This is a genomic window from Pseudomonas sp. AC083, from assembly GCF_979253165.1.
Genome location: NZ_CEEDDH010000011.1, coordinates 37,834 through 57,701 on the forward strand (window position 1 = coordinate 37,834; position 19,868 = coordinate 57,701).

Consider the following 19,868-nt stretch of genomic DNA (forward strand, 5'->3'; position numbering starts at 1 on the left):
GAAAACAGGCCGCGAAACTGTCGTAATTGAATAGTGCATACCTGCCAGCGACAATCCGAGGCAAATAATCTGCCCGACCAACGGCTGATTTCCAGATGCCGCCATCAGGGTTTTCCCTGTGTGCTCCCAGAGACACTTCCAGGCAGAATCGAAGTCGTCCAACTACAAGAATTCCAACTTTTTCCAATATGGAACTTGCGTCCACGATTCGGTATTTCCTGACTGAATGGACATATATAGCGACCGCGACCAACGGTATGTTAAGTGGTATTATGCCGCCGGTTAATTACCTGCCGTTTAATGGCACAGTGACTCCAGCGTTTCATTAGCATGTTATTGCCGGTCAATGATTGCTTAACGAATGCGGTATGAATCAATAACATAATTGACAGTATTTCCACACAGAGATCCGCCAGTCACCGGTCGGTCTGCCCGCAGCGAACATCCATTGGCTCCATCCGTTATGTACGCCAGTCTCAAGTCACTCATCACATGGCCACCCTCGCGGGAAAACGCCCGGCGCTTCACACTTGTTCTGTGTGTTCTGGCGACCTTGGGCAGTCTGCTGGCGTATGTTGTTTCCGCACGCCTTCCCTTGGGATTGCTGGCACTCGACATCGCCGCCACCGCGTGCGTCTGGGTGCAATATCGCTTGTCGCGCAAATCGATCAAGTTTCAGCCACAAGAATTGGCTGATCGACTGCTGCAAGTCCAGGAGAACGAACGACATCGCCTCAGCCGTGAATTGCACGACGATATCGGCCAGTTGCTCACCGCCGCCAAGCTGCAAAGTGACTGGCTCAAACGCCGCCTGCCGGAAGATCTGCAGGAACAATGCAAGGTCCTCTGCGACACGCTGGATGAAACCCTGAACAAGGTGCGTGACGTCTCGGCGATTCTCAATCCACGTCAATTGACCAGCCTGGGCCTCGAAGCCAGCCTGCGTGCGCACTTGCTCAAGACACTGGCCAACACGCCGGTCAACTGGAGTCTCGATTGCCAGCAGCGGCTCAACGGCATTCCCGAGGAAATGGCCGTCGCCGCGTTTCGCATCGCCCAGGAAGCCGTGACCAACATCCTCCGGCACGCACAGGCAAAAAACCTGTTGATTCGGGTACAGCGATTGCCGCAAGGTCTGACGCTGTTGATCAGTGATGACGGCCTGGGTTTTGCCCCGGCGGCCGACCCGGCCAGAGAAGGTCAACGCGGCATGGCCGGAATGGCCGAGCGTATCGAACAGTTGGGCGGCACATTGAGCGTTATCAGCGAGCCGGGCAAAGGCACTCGAATCGAAGCACTTTTCCCGTGGGCGCCTCGGGCACTCGAACGGGCCAGTACGAATAAGGTTATGCGTTGACTTGTAACTTACTTCTGGTGGATGACCACTCGCTGATCAGAGCCGGCGTGCGCGCTCTGGTACTGGATATTCCCGGTTACGCGGTAATCGGCGAAGCCAGTGATGGTTCGCAATTGCTTGAAATGGTCGAGCAATTGAGCCCGGACATCGTATTGCTGGACATCTCGATGAGAGAAACCGGTGGCCTGGAAGCGCTGCAACGGCTCAAGCGCGTGCGGCCGCAGAGCAAAGTGCTGATTCTGTCGATGCACACCGATCCGGCGCTGATCATGCAGGCGCTGGAGTCCGGTGCCCATGGCTACCTGCTCAAGGACACCACGGCCACCGAGCTCGAGCACGCGCTGGAAGCGCTGCGCAACAACGAACGCTACCTCAGCCCGGCCATCGCTCATACGGTGATCAATCAGGCACTGACGCGAAACCAGAAGAGCCAGCCGGACGTCGCCGATTCGCACAATCTGACCGCGCGCCAGCTGGAAATCCTTCGCCTGATCGTGCGCGGCAAATCGACCCGGGAAATTGCCAACGGTCTGGGCTTGAGCGTCAAGACCGTCGAAACCCACCGCGCGCAGATCATGAAACGCCTGCAAATCTACGACGTGGCGGGTCTGGTGCTGTTCGCCGTGCGTGAGCAGATCATCAGCCTTGATGACTGATTGACGGTTGTTGGCCCAATAACGGCGAGTCCTTCGGCAGATGCACCTGCAACGCTGCAGGTTTCGCAACAAATCGCAGACTGTCGCCCTCCAGCGGCTCGCCATCGAGATTGATGCTCAGCCCTTCGGCGACCTTGATCTCGACCCACGGCAATCGTGCCCGCACAAACATGTTGTCGAGGCCGAAGCCCTCGCTCAGCAGATTCTTCAACGTGCCGACCAGCTCCTGCGGTGCCGGTAGAATGCTGATGTCCAGCAAACCATCGTCGACTCGCGCCTCGGGGCACAGCACATGGCCGCCGCCCGCCTGCCGTCCGTTGCCGATTCCCAGTGCGAGCAGTTCACCCTGCCAATGAAAGTCCGGCCCCTGCAACTCGCCATAAGCGGCATGCAGCTCGCTGAACCGGGTCAAACCGGTGAACAGGTAGGCGGCGCCGCCCAAGACCTTTTTCAAGTCTTCCGAAGTATTGGCGGTCACCTGGCTACCGAATCCGCCGGTCGCCATGTTGAGGAAAATCTGCCCGCCCACCTCGCCCAGGTCGATATCCGAGGGCTGAACATCCAGTAGCTCAAGGGCTTCGGCCGGCTCCAGGGAAATACCGGCGGCACGGGAAAAATCATTGGCGGTGCCCAGCGGCAGGAGGACTAGACTGGCTTTTTGCGGATGCTGAGCCAGCGCCTCGGCAATATCGCGCAACGTGCCGTCACCGCCACCGGCGATGATTTTGCTGTAGCCGGCCGCCAACGCTTCCTCAACCAGACGCTGGGCGTCGCCGGCCTCCCAGGTCACTCGGACAGCCAGTTCCCAGCCTTGCTCACGCTTGGCTTCGACGGCAGCGCGAACATCCTCGTTGAGTGCCTGTTTGCCATGCAAGATCAGCAGTGCCCGGCATTCACTCATAACGTCACTCCAAGAATTGAAATCGATTGAAACATCTTGACCACTGTGCGCCTTAAAAAAGCCACCGAGCTGGCAATTAATTCTTCGTCCAACTGCTGGCGTCCTACACAGCGGTATTTTTTCTTACGAAACAAGAGGAATCGGCTTAATTGACCCCGTCCGATCATTGGGTCACCGTGTGCCGGCAGCACCAACTTTCAACTCAATAACACAAGGATGTGCCGGTAATGAACGGATACCCCACGATTCATTTCCATGAATCGAGCAATGGAATAATCAGCAAGCGTGCAGTTGCTACGACCAGCGAGTACTTCCATGCGCAACCATGAAACCAAGGCACCGGTGAGCCCGGTCGCCGCTCTCGCCGAAAGTCGTGCCAGCAAGAAACCAGACTTCTGTAACAGCGCCAAGACCCCTGGAGAGTTTGATATGGAACCCCGAGTCAGCGAGCTGGAGACTCACTTCAAATACATGCGCCGCGACATGGACGAAGTGCTCAATGATGTCCGGACGATCAAACACCGTCTGGCGTATTCGGCGGGTGCCACCGCTGTCATCCTTGGACTGCTGGGATGGGTGGCCAACAGCCGATTCGACCAGTTGGTGACGTTGATCAGCAACTGACCGAATCATTCGTTGCACGCGCCGTGCGTATCAGCCGACGCGTGCATGGACGAGATGGCCTACCCCAGAAGGTCACTGAGGGGAATGAAGCTCACTTCATCACCCTCGCTCAGCGTGCGGCCCTCTCGGACTTCCACCAAACCGTCGGCCCACGCGGCGCTACGCAGCACACCCGAACTCTGGTTGCGGTAAATGATCGCCCGCCCCTGTTCCAAGCGCCCGCGCAGATATTCACGACGGTTGCCGGCCACCGGCCAGACAAAACCTGCTGGCACTGCAAACTTGAGCGGCTCGACATCTTGCACACCCAGGCGTCGCAATAGATAAGGCCGCGTCAGCAAGGCGAACGTCACCAGCGTAGAGGCGGGATTGCCGGGCAGGCCAATCACCGGCACGTTGCGAAAATGACCGAAGGTCAACGGCTTCCCGGGCTTGATGGCCAGCTTCCACAGGGCCAACTCGCCTTCTTCACGCAGGGCAATGCCGAGGAAATCCGCCTCACCGACCGAGACCCCGCCGGTAGACAGAATCAGATCGACATTTTGTAGCTCGCCCAACCGCGCCCGCGTGGTGGCCAGATCGTCCGGGAGAATTCCGCCATCAATCACTTCACAACCCAGACGCTGCAGCCAACTGCACAGAAGTACGCGATTGCTGTTGTAGATCTGGCCCGGGCCCAATGCCTGGCCGGGTTCAACCAGCTCGTCGCCGGTGGACAAAACAGCGACGCGAGGTTTGCGCACGACATTGAGGCCGGCACAGCCAAGCGAAGCAGCCAGGCCTTGCTCAATCGGTCCGAGCCGGGTTCCAGCTTGCAGTACCAATTCGCCGACCGTGGTTTCCTGCCCTTGCGGACGAATGTTCTGCCCGGCTTTCAAAGGTTCAAGAAAGCGCACTCGGCCGTCGGCCTGAACTTCAGCGTTTTCCTGCATCTCGACACAGTCGGCGCCCGGCGGCAACGGTGCCCCGGTGAAGATGCGTGCGCAGGTGCCTGGCTCCAAAGGTTGTGGAGATTGCCCGGCGAAGACCTTTTGACTGACCGGCAGCGGCTCGCCTTGCCAATCCGCCAGGTTCAAGGCGTAGCCGTCCATGGCGCTGTTCGGCCATGGCGGCAGATCCAGTGTCGAGATCAGATCTTCCGCCAGCACCCGCCCTTCGACTTGAGCCAGCGGCAAGTGCTCGCGCTCGACAATGCGCGACGCATCGGCCATGGCCAGCAAACGCTCGAGCGCCGTTTCGACAGGCAGCAAACTGCCGGTCTTGCCCGGCTTACCCACGGGATTCACAAGGCGCCGCCTGCTTCAGATGGGTGACAAAATTGCAGGGACGATGACGGGCGTCCAGTTGCTCAGCGAGAATGCCGTCCCAACCGGTGCGCACTGCATTGGTCGAACCCGGCAGGCAGCACACCAGCGTGCCGTTGGCCAGACCGGCCAGGGCCCGGGACTGCACAGTCGAAGTGCCGATATCGGCTACGGAAATCTGGCGGAACAGTTCGCCGAATCCGTCGACCTGTTTGTCGAGCAGGCATGCCACCGCTTCCGGCGTGCTGTCACGCCCGGTGAAGCCGGTGCCGCCGGTGATCAACACAACCTGAACCACATCGTCGGCAATCCAGTTGGCGACTTGCGCACGGATTTTGTAGAGATCATCTTTAAGCAAAACCCGCTCGGCCAGCGCGTGACCGGCCGCGATCAAGCGATCAACGAAGACCTGGCCGGAGGTATCGGTTTCCAGGGTTCGGGTGTCGCTGACAGTCAGCACCGCAATATTGAGCGGCACGAAAGGTACATCAGCCTTGGCTTTCATAGGCTCTTCCAGTTGTAGGGGAAACAGCCCGGTGTTATATCACAGCGGCTCATTTTTCCGCCGCCCCTCTGGAGAGTCGTCATGCCCTCGAACAACCCGTTGCCACCCTGCTCCGTCCTGCTTCTGGCCGGTGGACGCGGTCAACGCATGGGCGGTCAGGACAAGGGCCTCATCGAGTGGCTGGGCGAGCCGTTGATCGCGCATTTGCAGCGCAAGGTACGGCCGTTGACCGACGATCTGATCATCTCCTGCAACCGCAATCGCGAGCGTTATGCCGGGTTTGCCGATCAGTTGGTGATGGATGATGAAGGCGATTTCCCCGGGCCGCTGGCCGGTATTCGTGCCGGGCTGAAAGCGGCGCGCCATGCGCATCTGCTGGTGTTGCCATGTGATGTGCCGCGAATCGACAAGGCCTTGCTCGAAGACATGCTGAATACTGCCGATCAGCAACGTGAAAAACCTTTAATGCTGCGCCACGGCGAGCATTGGGAACCGCTGCTGTGCGTGATTCCCGTGGCGCTGTTGCCGGCATTCGAAGCAGCCTGGAATGCAGGCGAGCGCAGCCCGGGCCGGGTGATGCGCAGCCTCGGCGCCGTCGCATTGCAATGCCCTGACAACGATCCGCGACTGGCCAACCTCAACACCCCGGAATTGTTACATCTGCACAACACTGTGTCAGACTGACATTATCCAAGGAACTCTCACGCCTTGTTTACGTCTCAAGCTCAGTAACCAGAAGATTTCCCATTCGGAGACACACTCATGACTCAACGGACCCTCGCCACTTTCATGCTCGCACTGGGCCTGGCAACCCTCGCAGGTTGCTCCTCGCCAACAGTGATCACCTTGAATGACGGTCGCGAAATCCAGGCCGTCGACACCCCGAAATACGATGATGATTCGGGTTTCTACGAGTTCCAGCAGCTGGACGGCAAAGAGACCCGCATCAACAAGGATCAGGTTCGTACCGTTAAAGAGCTGTAAGGCTCCACGTCGTTACCGGATACAGAAAAGCCCGCATTGTCATGCGGGCTTTTTCATGGGCGCTCGGAAAGCAGTTTCAGCATTACCACTGCAAGGTGATTTGACTCTCGAACTCCCGTAATTCACCGGTCACCGGGTCAATGAAGCGCAGGCCTTGTGCAAGCAGCTTCAACGGGTTGGCGTAATCGTCCTCGACATCTTTCAACACAGTCGGATAAAACGGATCGTTGCAAATACTCGCGCCCAGCGCCGTCATGTGCACCCGCAACTGATGCTTTTTGCCGGTCACGGGATACAGACCATAGCGCCACAGATCACCATTTTTCTCACGCACCTCGACCGCCGTTTCGGTGTTGCTGGCTCCAAACCCTTCTTGCATGCGGAAAAACGGCTCGCCATCGACCAAACGGCTCTTGTGCACCAAAGGGAAATTCAGCTCGGGCAGCGCCGGGGCGATCGCTTCGTAGCGCTTGTCGATCTGCCGGGTCGGAAACAATGACTGATAGGCCGAGCGGGTCTGCGGATTGGCCGAGAAGATCACCAGCCCTGCGGTGTGCCGGTCAATGCGGTGCAGCGGCACCAGATGCGGATTGTCCAGCCGACGGATCAGCCGCCGCAGCAGGGTTTGTTCGACATATTCCCCGGCCGGGGTGACTGGCAGAAAATGAGGTTTGTCGGCCACCACCAAGTGTTCATCGGCATAGAGAATCGACTCGAGCACCGGGATCGGCTTTTCGTCCGGCACCTCACGAAAGTAATGAATGCGCAGCCCTTCCTTGTACGGCAAGTCCAGCGCAATCGGCTGGCCCTGCGCATCCAGCACCCGCCCGCGAGCAATCCGGTCGAGCCATTGTTCGCGGCCGATGGCACTGAAGTGCTCGCACAGGCAATCGAGTACCGTCAGCCAGGGACCGGGCGGCAAATACAAGGTGCTGGCCTGATTGTGCGCAGCGGAAAATACGGGGCTGGTCATACGAAACAGAAATCCTCAATGCAGGCCGGCATTATCCAACAGTGAGGCAAAGCCACCTAGCGCAGTTTCATCAGGCCGGAATCGACTTGAGGGCCGCCGCTTCGGTGAACTCCTTCAGCCAGCGCAAGACATCGACCGCCTCCCAGCGACCCGGATCGTACAAGGCATACAGCAGGCCCTGATAACCGACCACATCCAGCTGCTTGTGATAACCGGCGCGTTGAAACAGGGCTTCGATTTCGGCAAAGCAGGTATTGAAATGCAGCTTGTTGAACGGCGTCTTGCCTTCCGTGACCAGCCCGTCCAGGCGCAATTCGAGGACGGCCTCGCGCACCACGTCGACCGACATCCGGTTAACGCTGCTCTTCAACTGTTCGACATTGACCACGGTTCATCCCTCTGACTCGATTGCTGTATGGACATACAGTAACCGAAGAATTCAGCGAGCGCCAACGCAAGGATGTATCGCTGCGACCAGCGGAAGGATCAAGGCAAAATCAACAGCCTAAAAATGCCACTACCTGGTCGCCACTGAACGGCCAATCCAGCTCAGCGCCAGTGTCGACCCGCCGCAGTACCGGGATGCGCAAGCCGTATTTTTCGAACCACGATTCGTCGTCGGCAATGTCCACCAGTTCTACCAGCAGACCATGCTCGACGAAGGGCATCAGCTCGGCTTCGGCGACTTCACACAGATGACACCCGAGGGTGCCGAACAGCTGACATTCTGGAGGCATGACGGCGTTACCGGAAAACAGGTGAGCCCATTCTAGGACGCCGCCGAACCCTCGTCGACCCGGCGCCGCCCAAAGGCCCGAACGCTGCCGGCGCAAAATCCTGACGCAAATCATTCACCGCAAATTGCAAATGCGTCATCCTCGCGGACTTTTTGCCTCTACGCTTCAGAGGCCAACGCCCTGACAGCGGAGTGTCCCGTGTTTGCAAATCTGTTGATCATCCTCGCCTCATCCCTGGTGGTGATTGCCCTGTTCCGGCGCCTGCGACTGCCGCCGGTGCTGGGTTACCTGTGCGTGGGCTTACTGGTCGGGCCGAACGCATTCGACTGGGTCAACGAGAGCGAACATCTGCCGGATGTCGCCGAGCTGGGCGTGGTGTTTCTGCTGTTTTCGCTGGGTCTGGAGTTCTCCCTGTCGAAGATGATTGCGCTGCGTCAGGTGGTGTTTCGCCTCGGCAGTCAGCAAGTGCTGATCAGCACAGCGCTGCTCGGCACACTGTTGATGGGCATGGGCATGCCGCTGATGCCAGCGCTGTTGCTCGGTGCAGGGTTATCGCTGTCATCCACGGCGATCGTGACCAAGGAGCTGGGCAGTCTTGGTGAAGTATTCAGCAGCCACGGCCAGAACGCGGTCGGCGTGTTGCTGTTTCAGGACGTTGTCGCGGTATTGCTGCTGACACTGGTTCCGGTCTTCGCCGGCACCAGCGAGCAGGCCTGGTATTGGGCCTTGCCGTTGACCTTGGGCAAAACCGTGGTGCTGTTCTTCGGCCTGCTGCTCGCCAGTCGCTGGTTATTGCCACGGCTGTTTCATGAGGTGGCGGCCTCGCGCTCTGCGGAGCTGTTCGTCCTGCTGGCGCTGGTGATCGTGCTGCTGACCGCCTGGCTCACGCACTTGTTGGGGCTGTCGCCTGCACTCGGCGCTTTCCTCGCCGGCATGTTGCTCGGGGAAAGCCATTACCGGCACCAGATCGAAGCCGACATCCGGCCCTTTCGCGACATTCTGCTCGGCGTGTTCTTCGTCAGCATCGGCATGCTGATCGACCTGCAACTCTTCGTCAGTCACAGCCTGTTGATCATCGGCCTGACGCTGGGCCTGATGCTGATCAAAGGCATCGTGGTCGCGCTGCTGGTGAAGTGGCGCGGCAGTGACAGCGAAACCGCATGGCGCAGCGGCCTGGCCCTGGCCCAGGGTGGCGAATTCTGTTTTGCCTTGATGGCGCAGATGCAGCAAAACAGCCTGTTGCCGGCCGAACCGGGCGCCCTGCTGCTCGCAGCGACGTTCTGTTCGATGCTGCTCACGCCACTGCTGTTGCGTGCGGCGCCGCGCATTGCCGCCGTGCTGCACCGCAAGCCCAATCAGGAAGCGCAGATCGAACAGATCAGCGCGCTCAACGCCGACCTCGACCAGCACGTGGTGATCTGCGGCTACGGGCGCGTCGGCCAGTCCATCGGCCGCTTCATGGGCAACGCCGGGCAAGCCTATGTCGCGCTGGACAACGATCCGGTGCGCGTGCAGGAAGCCGCATCTGCGGAAAGCGACGTACATTACGGCGACTCGGCGCGTGGCGATCTGCTTACTGCGGTTGGCCTATTGCGCGCCAGGCTGCTGGTGATTGCCGTGGATCAAAGTGACGTGGCGTTGCGCATTCTGCGCGAAGCCCGCCGACTCAACCGACAGGTGCCGATTCTGGTACGCACCCGTGACGACAGCCAATCGGCGGAACTCAGAGCCGCCGGCGCCACCGAGGTGGTGCCGGAGCTTTTGGAGTCGAGCCTGATGCTCGCTTCACATGCGCTGATCATGCTCGGCCTGCCCGCGCACAAAGTGCAGGAGAAGGTCGATCAAGTGCGCATCGATCGCTATCGCCTGCTCCACGGTTTCTATCCCGGAGCCAATGATGAGGAAATCTAGTCCTGACTCACCGCGCCGATCTTGTGCAGTGACAGGTCGGCGCCGTAATACTCTTGTTCCTGAGTCAGGCGCAGCCCATGCAATGCCTTGATCGCGCCGTAGACGACGAAGCCGCCGAGCAGCGCGACCGCGACGCCAAGCGCAGTGCCGATCAACTGGCTGATCAGGCTGACACCGCCCAGGCCACCCAGCACAGACTGACCGAAGATGCCGCAGGCAATCCCGCCCCACACGCCACACAAACCATGCAGCGGCCATACGCCCAGCACATCATCGATGCGCCATTTGACTTGGGCAGCGGTAAAGCACCAGACAAACAAGGCTCCGGCGACCGCGCCGGTCACCAGCGCACCGACCGGATGCATGAGGTCGGAGCCGGCGCAAATCGCCACCAGCCCGGCCAACGGGCCGTTGTGCAGAAAGCCCGGGTCATTGCGCCCGACGATCAACGCGGCGACGGTGCCACCGACCATGGCCATCAGCGAGTTGACCGCGACCAGGCCACTGACACCTTGCAGGGTTTGCGCGCTCATCACGTTGAAGCCGAACCAGCCGACAATCAGGATCCACGAGCCCAGCGCCAGAAACGGAATGCTCGACGGCGCGAACGCGACCAGGCGCCCATCGCGGTAGCGACCATTGCGCGGGCCGAGCAGCAGAACAGCGGCCAACGCCAGCCAACCGCCCACGGCATGCACCACCACCGAGCCGGCGAAATCATGGAATGCCGCGCCAAACTGCGCCGCCAGCCAGCCTTGCAAGCCGAAGTTGCCGTTCCAGATCAGCCCTTCGAAGAACGGATAGATAAACGCTACGATCAGCGCCGTCGCGCACAACTGCGGGACGAAACGCGCGCGTTCGGCAATGCCGCCGGAAATGATCGCCGGGATCGCGGCAGCGAAGGTCAGCAGGAAGAAAAACTTCACCAGGCCATAGCCGTGGTCAGCCGTGAGCACCGCCGCCGGTTGCATGAAGGTGACGCCATAGGAGATCCAATAACCTATAAAGAAATAGGCCAGGGTCGAGACGGCGAAATCGCTGAGGATTTTCGCCAGCGCGTTGACCTGGTTCTTCTGCCGGACCGTGCCGACCTCCAGAAAGGCGAAACCGGCGTGCATCGCCAGTACCATCACCGCACCGATCAGAATGAACAACGTGTTGGAGCTGTGAACCAGCGTGTCCACAGCGCTTTGCAGATTTTCCATGAGGAGGCAGACCCAAGGCTAAAAGGCACCAAAGCGGTTCACGCGGGCATTTCATGCACCAAATTACGACTCATCAAGTATCCAGCGGCAGGGTTGATGAACTGATTTGGCGCATATATCGATGTCCGATCACGAACCGCGAGCAAATGAATTAGAGTTTTCTGCTCGGACGCCCGGCAACAGCGCACATACGCCGAGCGACGCACCACGACACAGCAAAAGTTGTACCAGGCATTTGCACTGAACCTTCGCGCAAGGCTCATACTCGAACGCTTCAAAGCCACCTACGGAGATCCACCCATGGCCAGCATCAAGGCAAAGACTGCTCAAGAAATCCTGATGAACGACTTCCAGACTCTGGTCGCCGACACCGAACGCCTGCTCGAGCACACCAAGACCCTCGCTGGCGATCAGGCCGATGAGCTGCGTGCCCAGATTCACGACAGCCTGCTGCGTGCCCGGGAAACCCTGAAAGTGACTGAAGACACCCTGCGCGAACGCGGTCAGGCGGCGGTCACCGCTACTGAAGACTATGTATCGGCCAACCCATGGCAGTCGGTGGGCATCGCTGCCGGCGTCGGCTTTCTGATCGGCCTGCTGGCAACTCGGCGCTGATCATGTCGATCGGTGAATCCGGCCCGACTGCGGGCACCGCCTCCTCCACACGTCGCCTCGGCGCTGCCGTTCTGGGCCTGCTGCACAGTCATGTCGAACTGTTCGGCATCGAACTGCAGGAGCAGAAATCACGCACTGTCAGCCTGCTGCTGTTCGCCGGCCTGGCGTTGGTGTTTGCCCTGCTGTTGCTAGTGGGTCTGTCGACGCTGGTGATGATCATCTTCTGGGACACCTACCGCCTGGCAGCGATCATCGGCCTGTGCGTGTTTTACACGCTGGCGTCGATCTTCTGCGGCCTACGCCTCAAAGCGGCGATTTTCGATGAGTCCTCGCCTTTCCACGGCACGCTCGAAGAGCTGGCCAACGACCGGGAGCGCCTGCTGCCATGAGCCTGCCTGAACTTCCGCACAACAGCTCACGCCGGGAAATGCGCAAGGCGCTGATCCGCCTGCGCATGGAAATGCACCGTCAGGAAATCCGCCACGAAACCGCGCAAGTGTTGCAACCGTTGCAGCGCATGCGTGGCATGAAGCAGAACGTGCAGGACGGTTTTGGCATCAAGCACGCGCCGTTGTGGGGCGTGGCGGCGGTGACGCTGCTGGGTTTCCTCACCGGCAAAGGCTCGAAACGCAGCAGTGGTGGCGGTTTGACGCGACTGCTGCGTCTGGGCACGACGCTTGGGCCGCTGATCAGACTGGTCATGCACAGCTCGGGCAAACGCTGAAGCGCCCATCTGGCTACATTCTTGCAATAGCGCCGGGATGAATCTCCTTATCGGGAGATTCCATCCCGCGTGCCTATCTGGCAAGCGCGGCCAAACCAAAAACAAGATTAAGGACTTGCCGTGATCGACGGGCAACCGCTCGCCTGTTTTCAGCCTTTCATCGATACCGCCACAGGCCGCATCGCTGGTGTCGAAGCACTCGGTCGCTTGCGCCAGAGCGATGGTCAACTGACCTCGGTCGGGCCATTGTTCGCCGACCCACGGACCCCGGCCACCGCCTTGCGCCGTCTCGATCGGCAGATCCGTGACCACGCCCTTAGCCGCCTGCATGAAGCGCCGGCGGAGTGGTTCCTCAGCCTGAACATGTCGCCACGCTGGATCAGTCGCCTGCGCGCCGATCAAGCGCTGCCAAGCCTCAAGCAATTGGCGCGACACCAGGTTGATCCGCAGCGCATCGTTTTCGAAATCACCGAACTGGGCGGTAACAGCGAACGCCTGGCCCACGTGGTCGGGCGCTACCGTAGCGCAGGGGCGAGAATCGCCATCGATGATTTTGGCGCCGGCTATTCGCAGCTGGATCGGGTACTGGCCCTGCAACCGGACATTCTCAAGCTCGACATGCGCCTGTTTCAGGCTGCGGCCCTCGGCGGACCGAGCAGCGATGTGGTCAAGGCCCTCGCGCAAATGGCCGAGAAAACCGGCTGCTGGATCATCGCCGAAGGCGTCGAAACCGAAGCGCAGCTGAATTTTGCTCTGGAATGCGGTTCGCGCTACGTGCAGGGTTTTCTCTTCGCCCGGGCGCAGGAAGAGTTCTTCGCTACGGATGCTTTCGTCGCGCATTTCGCCCAACTCAGGCAGCGCTACGTAAAACAGAAACTCAGCGAGCGCGGAAGGCTGATGCAGATGCGTCAGCAGCTCAGCGAACTGATGGCGATTCTGCAGCAATGGGCGCAGGCCCGCGCCCCGCTCAGTGCGTTGCCGCAATTGCAGGCGTTTCCCTGGCTGCTGCGCTTTTATCAGTGCGATCGCCACGGCACGCAACTGACGCCCAACCTCGAATGGCGCCATGACGGCTGGTTTGCCGATGACCGCTATCTGGGGCACAACTGGTCGTGGCGACCGTATTTCTATCATCTGCTGGCCGAAGGCTGGGAAGAACGCCGCCTGACCCTGTCGAACACCTATCGCGATGCCACCAGCAACCAGTATTGCCTGACTGCCGGACAGTTTTTCGATAACGGTGAACGCTTGCTGTTGATCGATATCGACGCAGCAGGCCTGTAGTTCTGCTTGCAGGCACAGGGCCGAACCGGGAAGCTAGGACGATCAGTCACCAGACGGAGAGATTCAGCCTTGGATTGGCCAACCCTGCTCAACCGCGAACGCCTCGGCAAACCGCTGCACAGCCCGCAAGAACTCGGCCGCAGCCCTTTTCACAAAGACCATGACCGCATCATTTTCTCCGGTGCCTTTCGCCGCCTCGGGCGCAAGACCCAAGTGCACCCGGTCACCAGCAACGATCACATTCATACCCGCCTGACCCACTCGCTGGAAGTCAGTTGTGTCGGTCGTTCGCTGGGCATGCGTGTCGGTGAAACCTTGCGCAGCGCGCTGCCAGACTGGTGCGACCCGGCCGACCTCGGCATGGTCGTGCAATCGGCTTGCCTGGCGCATGACATCGGCAATCCGCCGTTCGGCCATTCCGGCGAAGACGCGATTCGCCACTGGTTTCAACAAGCCGCCGGGCGTGGCTGGCTGGACGGCATGAGCGAGGCCGAGCGTGGTGATTTCCTCAATTTCGAAGGCAATGCTCAAGGCTTTCGCGTGCTGACGCAGCTGGAATATCACCAGTTCGACGGCGGCACGCGCCTGACCTACGCGACGCTGGGCACCTATCTGAAATACCCATGGACCGCGCGCCACGCCGATTCCCTCGGCTACAAGAAACACAAATTCGGCTGCTATCAGAGCGAGCTGCCATTGCTCGAACAGATCGCGCACAAACTCGGTCTGCCGCAAATCGAAGACCAGCGCTGGGCACGCCATCCATTGGTCTACCTGATGGAAGCCGCTGATGACATCTGCTATGCGCTGATCGATCTCGAAGACGGTCTGGAAATGGAGTTGCTCGAATACGCCGAAGTCGAGTCACTGCTGCTCGGTCTGGTCGGCGACGATTTGCCGGAAACCTATCGCCAGCTCGGCCCGCAGGATTCCCGCCGGCGTAAACTGGCGATCCTGCGCGGCAAGGCCATCGAGCACCTGACCAACGCGGCGGCGCGGGCATTTGTCGAACAGCAGGATGCTCTGCTCGCCGGCACGCTGCACGGCGATCTGGTCGAACACATGCACGGGCCGGCGAAGCGCTGCGTGTTGAACGCCAAGGACATCGCGCGCAAGAAAATCTTTCAGGACAAACGCAAGACCCTGCATGAGATCGGCGCGTACACGACGCTGGAGATCCTGCTAAATTCGTTCTGCGGCGCCGCGCTGGAGCAGCACAACGGTCGCACGCCGTCGTTCAAGAGCCGGCGCATCCTCGATTTGCTTGGCAACAATGCGCCGGATCCGCAGGGTTCGTTGCACAGTTCGTTTCTGCGCATGATCGATTTCATCGCCGGCATGACCGACAGTTACGCCAGTGACATGGCACTGGAAATGACCGGGCGTTCAAGTCACTGAGTCTTGAGGGGGCAGCCGGTCACTGATCTGACCGGCTGACCCCCATGAGAGTTTTGCTGAATGCCCCTGTGAACCAGGTGAGATTCAACTACGCTTGACCCATTAACCCGATCAAATAAACACCGCTGATTAAACGCAACTTTAAACACCGACAAATAATTGAATATCAATATTGGCCTTCGGATCATTTCAATCTTCGGCCAATTGATTGCTCGCCCTTCCTTACGCCGAACCTAATTTCAACGTAGTCTCTTTCCTCATTACGCGTAGGATTAATCCGATAACGTAGTCGCGACACTACCAGTCCATGCGAGTGCTCGTGCATCTGAGCTAAGGTGCGCGCTTTATTCATGCTTGCATGGGACTCTATTTATGAACTCCGTTTTTATTGTGGACGATCATCCGGTCATCCGCCTCGCCGTGCGAATGCTCCTGGAACATGAAGGCTACAAGGTCGTCGGCGAGACCGATAACGGTGTCGATGCCATGCAGATGGTCCGTGAATGCATGCCCGACCTGGTCATTCTCGATATCAGCATCCCCAAGCTGGACGGCCTCGAAGTGCTGGCCCGCTTCAACACCATGGGTTCGAATTTCAAGATTCTGATTCTGACGGCGCAGTGTCCTACGCTGTTCGGCATTCGTTGCATGCAATCCGGCGCATCGGGATATGTCTGCAAGCAGGAAGACTTGAGCGAATTGGTCAGCGCAATCAAAGCGGTACTTTCCGGTTATAACTATTTCCCCAGTCAAGCGCTTAATCCGGTGCGCGCCGACGACACTCGATATGCTGAACTTGAACTGTTCAAATCCGTCAATGACCGCGAACTGATGGTATTGCAGTTATTTGCTCAGGGACGTACCAACAAGGAAATAGCCAAGGGCATGTTTCTGAGCAACAAGACCGTCAGCACTTATAAAAAGCGTCTGATGCAAAAACTCAAAGCCAGATCCCTTGTAGAACTTATCGAGATGGCCAAACGTAACGCACTCGTGTGAGACTCCGCATGCCCAGCCGTGTAAAGGACTACCTGATTGCCTTGAGCGCTGTTCTGTACCTGAGCGCCAATGCCCTCGCCGCGCCAAGCGCTTCACCGGACTATGCATTGCTCAGCCGCTCGGCCACCGAGGCCGTGCAAACTGTCCTGCAGCCGTCACAACGGCAATGGCTGCAGACTCGCAGCGAACTGAAACTGGGTACCTCCGCACCTGATTACCCGCCATTCGACATGACCGTCAGTGGCCAGGACTACGAGGGACTGACCGCCGATTACGCAGGGATTCTCGGCCAGGCCACCGGTTTGCCGATTCGCGTGCAACGCTTTCCCTCGCGCGAGGCTGCAATTCGCGCCTTGATCGATGGCCAGATCGACCTGCTTGGCACAGCCAACGGCTACGAAGCAGGCAATGCCAACCTCGCACTTTCCAGACCCTATGCGGTCGATCAGCCGGTGCTGGTAACCCGCGAGGACGAAACCCGCTCGCTGACCGAAGGCCTCGCCGGCCTGCGCCTGAGCATGGTGTATCACTACCTGCCGGTGCCCGAGATCAAAGCGCTGTATCCCAAAGCGCTGATCACTTGCTATCCGTCCTACCAGAACGCAATCAACGCGGTGGCCTTCGACCAGGCCGATGTGTTTCTTGGCGACACCCTCTCCACCCATTACATGATCAACAAGGGCTATCTCAACAATGTCCGTATGGCCAACTTCGGCAAGCAGGAAGCCCATGGCTTCAGCTTCGCCGTGCGGCGCAGCAATCCGCAGCTGCTGGGCATCATCGACACGGTGCTCGCAGCGATCCCGAGCAGTCAGCGCGACGACATCGCCAAGCGCTGGAGCGCCGGCAGCGACCTGCTGCTCACTGACAGAAAACTGCAGCTGACTGATCGTGAGGAAAAGTGGCTCAAGCAGCATCCCGTCGTCAGCGTGGTGGTCAATGAAGCTTACGCACCGTTGACCTTCTTCGACAGCGCCGGCAATTTCCGCGGCATCAGCGCCGACCTGCTCGAGCTGATCCGCTTGCGTACCGGCCTGCGTTTCAAGGTTCAGCGCAGCCGCAACGATGCGGAAATGATCAGGCAGATCGACAACCACAAAGCCGATCTGATTGCCGCCCTGCTGCCCAGCGCCGAACGTGAAAAAAACCTGAGTTTCAGTCGCCCGTATCTGGAAAATTCCTACGTGCTGCTGACCCGCAAAAGCGCCGACAGCCCGACCAATCTGGGCCAACTCAAAGGCAAGCGTCTGGCGATCGCCCAAGGCAATCCGCTGGTCGCCTACTTGCATGAGAATTTTCCGGGCATCGAACTGATCGAAACCCCCGACACGTTCAGCGCCGTGTCGATGCTGGCCGACAACCATGTCGACGGTGCGGTGAACTCGCTGGTGATCGCCAACTATTTCATCTCATCGCGCATATTCGATCGGCCACTGCAAATCACCACCACGATCGGCACCAGTCAGGCAGCCTTCTCGCTGGCGACCGCACGTGACAACACCGAACTGGCCTCGATCATCAACAAGGCGCTGCTGAGCATCGCTCCCGAGGAGCTCGGCGTGATCAACGGCCGCTGGCGCGGTTACTCCACGGCATCACAGAACATCTGGCAAAACTACCAGCGCCTGTTCTACCAAGTGGTCGCAGCCGCCGGCCTGATCCTGCTGCTGTTGTTGACCTGGAACGCCTACATGCGCCACCAGATCAAACAACGCCAGGCCGCCGAACGAGCGCTGAACGATCAACTGGAGTTCATGCGCTCGCTGGTCAACGGCACGCCGCACCCGATCTACGTGCGAGATCGCCAGGGTCTGCTGCAAAGTTGCAACGACAGTTATCTCGAAGCGTTCAACGCCAGACGCGAGGACATCATCGGCAAAGGCGTGATGCAGGGCACCCTGAGCAACGCATGCGAGGCCGAGGCATTCCAGGCCGATTACCAGAGAGTCATTGCCGAAGGCATTCCGTTGATCCTCGACCGGCCCCTGCACATCGGCAGCCGCCGTTTGACGATTTACCACTGGATTCTTCCCTACCGCGACTCCAGCGGTGACGTTCAAGGGATTATCGGCGGCTGGATAGACATCAGTGAACGCCGCCAATTGTTTGAAAAACTGCGTGCAGCCAAAGAACAGGCGGACGAGGCGAACCGGGCCAAAAGTACCTTCCTGGCAACCATGAGCCATGAGATCCGTACGCCAATGAACGCCGTGATCGGCATGCTCGAACTGACCCTGCGACGCATCGATCCGCAACACCCCGATCGCGCATCGATCGACACGGCCTACCATTCGGCCAAGGATCTGCTCGGGCTGATCGGCGATATCCTCGACATTGCCCGCATTGAGTCGGGACGTCTGAGCCTGTCCCCGGAATGGATTAATCTGGTCGACACCGTGACCTCCGTTGCACGCATCTTCGACGGCCTCGCGCGGCAGAAAAACCTTGCCTTGCAAGTCGTCTTCAACCCGCCGCACCCGGCTGTGGATGTGCATCTGGATCCGCTGCGCTTCAAGCAGGTGCTGTCCAACCTGGTCAGCAACGCTATCAAGTTCACCGACAGTGGCCACGTGCGGATCACCCTCGACCTGATCCCGGCAGACGCTGCTGGGCGAACATTGATGCAGCTGACCGTGCAGGACAGCGGCTCAGGCATCAGCGCCGAAGATCAACAGCGCTTGTTCGAGCCATTCTCGCAGGCGGAAAACGGCAGTCGGCAGGCAAAAAACGGCGCCGGACTGGGGCTGGTCATCAGTCGCAACCTGTGCGAAATGATGGGCGGACAACTGCAGTTGAGCAGCCAACCCGGCATCGGCACTCAGGTGTGCATATCGCTGCCGCTGGACAGCCTGCCGGCAAAGGCGAATCCGCCGAAAAGCGAACCGTTGATCAAGCCTGCGACAACGCCGTTACATGTCCTGGTTGTCGACGATCATCCGGCCAACCGTTTGCTCATGTGTCAGCAACTGGAGTTTCTCGGACATCGCTTCAGCATTGCCGAAGATGGCTGCAGCGGCCTCGAACGGTGGAAGGCCGATCATTTCGATCTGGTGATCGTCGACTGCAACATGCCCTTGATGAACGGCTATGACATGACCCGTGGGATTCGCCAGCTTGAACTGCAAAACCATCGCCCGCCGTGCACCGTGCTGGGTTTCACCGCCAATGCTCAGCCGGAAGAAGTCCAGCGCTGCAAGCTCGCCGGCATGGACGACTGCCTGTTCAAACCGTTGAGTCTGACCCTGCTCGGACAGTGGATCGACGGCATCACGCCGGCTTCACCGGCCTCGGTGTTCGACCTGCAAAGTCTGAGCTTGCTGACCGGTAACAACCCGGCGCAGACCCGACGCATGCTGGTGGAGCTGCTCAAGAGCAGCCGCCTCGACCGCGAGGAACTGCTCAGGCTGTCGCCCGAGGATGATCGCGAAGCGCTGGCGGTGGTTGCGCACAAGATCAAGGGCGCAGCACGCATCGCGCAGGCCTCGCGGCTGATTGAATGTTGTGATGAGCTTGAGACCGCTTGCGAGCAAGCGCTCGCATCACAGGAGATTGCCCGTCGCTGGGCGGCAACCAGCCAGGCGATGCTCGAACTGGCGCAGGCCCTGCAGCAGCAATTGACCCTGGCCGATCAAGGCACAGTCAGCGAGTCTTAACTATGCTTGGACGCTGAGCAGTGAGTTAAACATTCATG

20 protein-coding genes are annotated in these 19,868 nt (G+C 59.3%); 13 read left to right on the forward strand and 7 right to left on the reverse strand.

What is annotated here, in order from left to right; translation table 11 throughout:
• The first annotated feature begins 463 nt into the window (after nt 1–463).
• Complete coding sequence (locus AC0IXA_RS16915) at nt 464–1,357, forward strand: sensor histidine kinase (RefSeq protein WP_122507494.1); 894 nt, start codon at nt 464–466, stop codon at nt 1,355–1,357.
• Complete coding sequence (locus AC0IXA_RS16920) at nt 1,354–2,013, forward strand: response regulator (RefSeq protein WP_016770832.1); 660 nt, start codon at nt 1,354–1,356, stop codon at nt 2,011–2,013. The genes AC0IXA_RS16915 and AC0IXA_RS16920 overlap by 4 nt, the downstream gene beginning before the upstream one ends.
• Here the strand turns inward: AC0IXA_RS16920 and yegS are convergent.
• Nucleotides 1,997–2,914, reverse strand: a complete 918-nt coding sequence (gene yegS, locus AC0IXA_RS16925) for a lipid kinase YegS (protein WP_471813968.1) — start codon at nt 2,912–2,914, stop codon at nt 1,997–1,999. The genes AC0IXA_RS16920 and yegS overlap by 17 nt on opposite strands.
• A 315-nt stretch (nt 2,915–3,229) precedes the next feature.
• Between yegS and AC0IXA_RS16930 the strand changes: the two genes are divergently transcribed.
• A complete protein-coding gene (locus AC0IXA_RS16930; RefSeq protein ID WP_016770834.1) occupies nt 3,230–3,538 on the forward strand; it encodes a hypothetical protein in 309 nt (102 codons plus the stop codon).
• A gap of 59 nt (nt 3,539–3,597) precedes the next feature.
• Here the strand turns inward: AC0IXA_RS16930 and AC0IXA_RS16935 are convergent, their stop codons facing one another.
• Both AC0IXA_RS16935 and moaB read right to left on the reverse strand, forming a co-directional pair.
• Nucleotides 3,598–4,824 (reverse strand): molybdopterin molybdotransferase MoeA, encoded by a 1,227-nt coding sequence (locus AC0IXA_RS16935; protein ID WP_471813970.1) that lies wholly within the window; start codon nt 4,822–4,824, stop codon nt 3,598–3,600.
• Nucleotides 4,808–5,347 carry a molybdenum cofactor biosynthesis protein B gene (gene moaB, locus AC0IXA_RS16940; protein ID WP_016770598.1) on the reverse strand — a complete coding sequence of 180 codons (540 nt, stop codon included), beginning with the start codon at nt 5,345–5,347 and terminating at the stop codon, nt 4,808–4,810. Before moaB ends, AC0IXA_RS16935 begins: the two co-directional genes overlap by 17 nt.
• Nucleotides 5,348–5,428: 81 nt before the next feature.
• Between moaB and mobA the strand changes: the two genes are divergently transcribed.
• Both mobA and AC0IXA_RS16950 read left to right on the forward strand, forming a co-directional pair.
• Nucleotides 5,429–6,031, forward strand: coding sequence for a molybdenum cofactor guanylyltransferase MobA (gene mobA, locus AC0IXA_RS16945; RefSeq protein ID WP_125917348.1), 603 nt, complete (start codon nt 5,429–5,431; stop codon nt 6,029–6,031).
• Nucleotides 6,032–6,109: 78 nt separating this feature from the next.
• A complete protein-coding gene (locus AC0IXA_RS16950) occupies nt 6,110–6,331 on the forward strand; it encodes a YgdI/YgdR family lipoprotein (protein ID WP_016770600.1) in 222 nt (73 codons plus the stop codon).
• Between the two features lie 82 nt (nt 6,332–6,413).
• Here the strand turns inward: AC0IXA_RS16950 and AC0IXA_RS16955 are convergent, their stop codons facing one another.
• The 3 genes from AC0IXA_RS16955 to AC0IXA_RS16965 form a co-directional block, all read right to left on the reverse strand.
• On the reverse strand, nt 6,414–7,304 hold the full coding sequence (locus AC0IXA_RS16955) for a pseudouridine synthase (RefSeq protein WP_471813973.1): 891 nt from the start codon (nt 7,302–7,304) through the stop codon (nt 6,414–6,416).
• Between the two features lie 70 nt (nt 7,305–7,374).
• On the reverse strand, nt 7,375–7,692 hold the full coding sequence (locus tag AC0IXA_RS16960; protein WP_016770837.1) for a hypothetical protein: 318 nt from the start codon (nt 7,690–7,692) through the stop codon (nt 7,375–7,377).
• A 109-nt stretch (nt 7,693–7,801) separates the two neighbouring features.
• Nucleotides 7,802–8,041, reverse strand: coding sequence for a glutaredoxin family protein (locus AC0IXA_RS16965; RefSeq protein WP_471813975.1), 240 nt, complete (start codon nt 8,039–8,041; stop codon nt 7,802–7,804).
• A gap of 198 nt (nt 8,042–8,239) precedes the next feature.
• Here AC0IXA_RS16965 and AC0IXA_RS16970 point away from each other — a divergent pair, with 198 nt between their 5' ends.
• Nucleotides 8,240–9,952, forward strand: coding sequence for a cation:proton antiporter (locus AC0IXA_RS16970; RefSeq protein WP_471813977.1), 1,713 nt, complete (start codon nt 8,240–8,242; stop codon nt 9,950–9,952).
• On the opposite strand, the gene AC0IXA_RS16975 is transcribed toward AC0IXA_RS16970, so the two are convergent.
• Nucleotides 9,949–11,157: an ammonium transporter gene (locus tag AC0IXA_RS16975; RefSeq protein WP_471813979.1), complete on the reverse strand. Its 1,209-nt coding sequence runs from the start codon at nt 11,155–11,157 to the stop codon at nt 9,949–9,951. The two genes, AC0IXA_RS16970 and AC0IXA_RS16975, sit on opposite strands and share 4 nt — an antisense overlap.
• A 300-nt stretch (nt 11,158–11,457) precedes the next feature.
• On the opposite strand from AC0IXA_RS16975, the gene AC0IXA_RS16980 reads away from it, so the two are divergent.
• The 7 genes from AC0IXA_RS16980 (at nt 11,458) to AC0IXA_RS17010 (ending at nt 19,830) form a co-directional block, all read left to right on the forward strand.
• A complete protein-coding gene (locus AC0IXA_RS16980) occupies nt 11,458–11,772 on the forward strand; it encodes an ElaB/YgaM/YqjD family protein (RefSeq protein WP_016770842.1) in 315 nt (104 codons plus the stop codon).
• 2 nt (nt 11,773–11,774) lie between these two features.
• Nucleotides 11,775–12,161 (forward strand): phage holin family protein, encoded by a 387-nt coding sequence (locus AC0IXA_RS16985; RefSeq protein WP_008079909.1) that lies wholly within the window; start codon nt 11,775–11,777, stop codon nt 12,159–12,161.
• Nucleotides 12,158–12,496: a hypothetical protein gene (locus AC0IXA_RS16990; protein WP_016770844.1), complete on the forward strand. Its 339-nt coding sequence runs from the start codon at nt 12,158–12,160 to the stop codon at nt 12,494–12,496. Before AC0IXA_RS16985 ends, AC0IXA_RS16990 begins: the two co-directional genes overlap by 4 nt.
• Before the next feature lie 120 nt (nt 12,497–12,616).
• Nucleotides 12,617–13,780 carry an EAL domain-containing protein gene (locus AC0IXA_RS16995; protein WP_471813982.1) on the forward strand — a complete coding sequence of 388 codons (1,164 nt, stop codon included), beginning with the start codon at nt 12,617–12,619 and terminating at the stop codon, nt 13,778–13,780.
• Nucleotides 13,781–13,849: 69 nt separating this feature from the next.
• Nucleotides 13,850–15,178: a deoxyguanosinetriphosphate triphosphohydrolase gene (locus tag AC0IXA_RS17000; RefSeq protein WP_016770846.1), complete on the forward strand. Its 1,329-nt coding sequence runs from the start codon at nt 13,850–13,852 to the stop codon at nt 15,176–15,178.
• A 372-nt stretch (nt 15,179–15,550) separates the two neighbouring features.
• Complete coding sequence (locus AC0IXA_RS17005) at nt 15,551–16,177, forward strand: response regulator transcription factor (protein ID WP_016770847.1); 627 nt, start codon at nt 15,551–15,553, stop codon at nt 16,175–16,177.
• An 8-nt stretch (nt 16,178–16,185) separates the two neighbouring features.
• A complete protein-coding gene (locus tag AC0IXA_RS17010) occupies nt 16,186–19,830 on the forward strand; it encodes a transporter substrate-binding domain-containing protein (RefSeq protein ID WP_471813985.1) in 3,645 nt (1,214 codons plus the stop codon).
• Nucleotides 19,831–19,868: the final 38 nt, after the last annotated feature.

Excerpts from the sequence above, each read along its gene's own strand:
- AC0IXA_RS16950 (WP_016770600.1), top strand. The coding sequence starts at position 6,110 with ATGACTCAACGGACCCTCGCCACTTTCATGCTCGCACTGGGCCTGGCA.
- AC0IXA_RS16955 (WP_471813973.1), bottom strand. The coding sequence starts at position 7,304 with ATGACCAGCCCCGTATTTTCCGCTGCGCACAATCAGGCCAGCACCTTG.
- AC0IXA_RS16915 (WP_122507494.1), top strand. The coding sequence starts at position 464 with ATGTACGCCAGTCTCAAGTCACTCATCACATGGCCACCCTCGCGGGAA.
- AC0IXA_RS16930 (WP_016770834.1), top strand. The coding sequence starts at position 3,230 with ATGCGCAACCATGAAACCAAGGCACCGGTGAGCCCGGTCGCCGCTCTC.
- moaB (WP_016770598.1), bottom strand. The coding sequence starts at position 5,347 with ATGAAAGCCAAGGCTGATGTACCTTTCGTGCCGCTCAATATTGCGGTG.
- AC0IXA_RS16980 (WP_016770842.1), top strand. The coding sequence starts at position 11,458 with ATGGCCAGCATCAAGGCAAAGACTGCTCAAGAAATCCTGATGAACGAC.
- AC0IXA_RS16990 (WP_016770844.1), top strand. The coding sequence starts at position 12,158 with ATGAGCCTGCCTGAACTTCCGCACAACAGCTCACGCCGGGAAATGCGC.
- AC0IXA_RS17005 (WP_016770847.1), top strand. The coding sequence starts at position 15,551 with ATGAACTCCGTTTTTATTGTGGACGATCATCCGGTCATCCGCCTCGCC.
- mobA (WP_125917348.1), top strand. The coding sequence starts at position 5,429 with ATGCCCTCGAACAACCCGTTGCCACCCTGCTCCGTCCTGCTTCTGGCC.
- AC0IXA_RS16985 (WP_008079909.1), top strand. The coding sequence starts at position 11,775 with ATGTCGATCGGTGAATCCGGCCCGACTGCGGGCACCGCCTCCTCCACA.
- AC0IXA_RS16965 (WP_471813975.1), bottom strand. The coding sequence starts at position 8,041 with ATGCCTCCAGAATGTCAGCTGTTCGGCACCCTCGGGTGTCATCTGTGT.
- AC0IXA_RS17010 (WP_471813985.1), top strand. The coding sequence starts at position 16,186 with ATGCCCAGCCGTGTAAAGGACTACCTGATTGCCTTGAGCGCTGTTCTG.
- yegS (WP_471813968.1), bottom strand. The coding sequence starts at position 2,914 with ATGAGTGAATGCCGGGCACTGCTGATCTTGCATGGCAAACAGGCACTC.
- AC0IXA_RS16975 (WP_471813979.1), bottom strand. The coding sequence starts at position 11,157 with ATGGAAAATCTGCAAAGCGCTGTGGACACGCTGGTTCACAGCTCCAAC.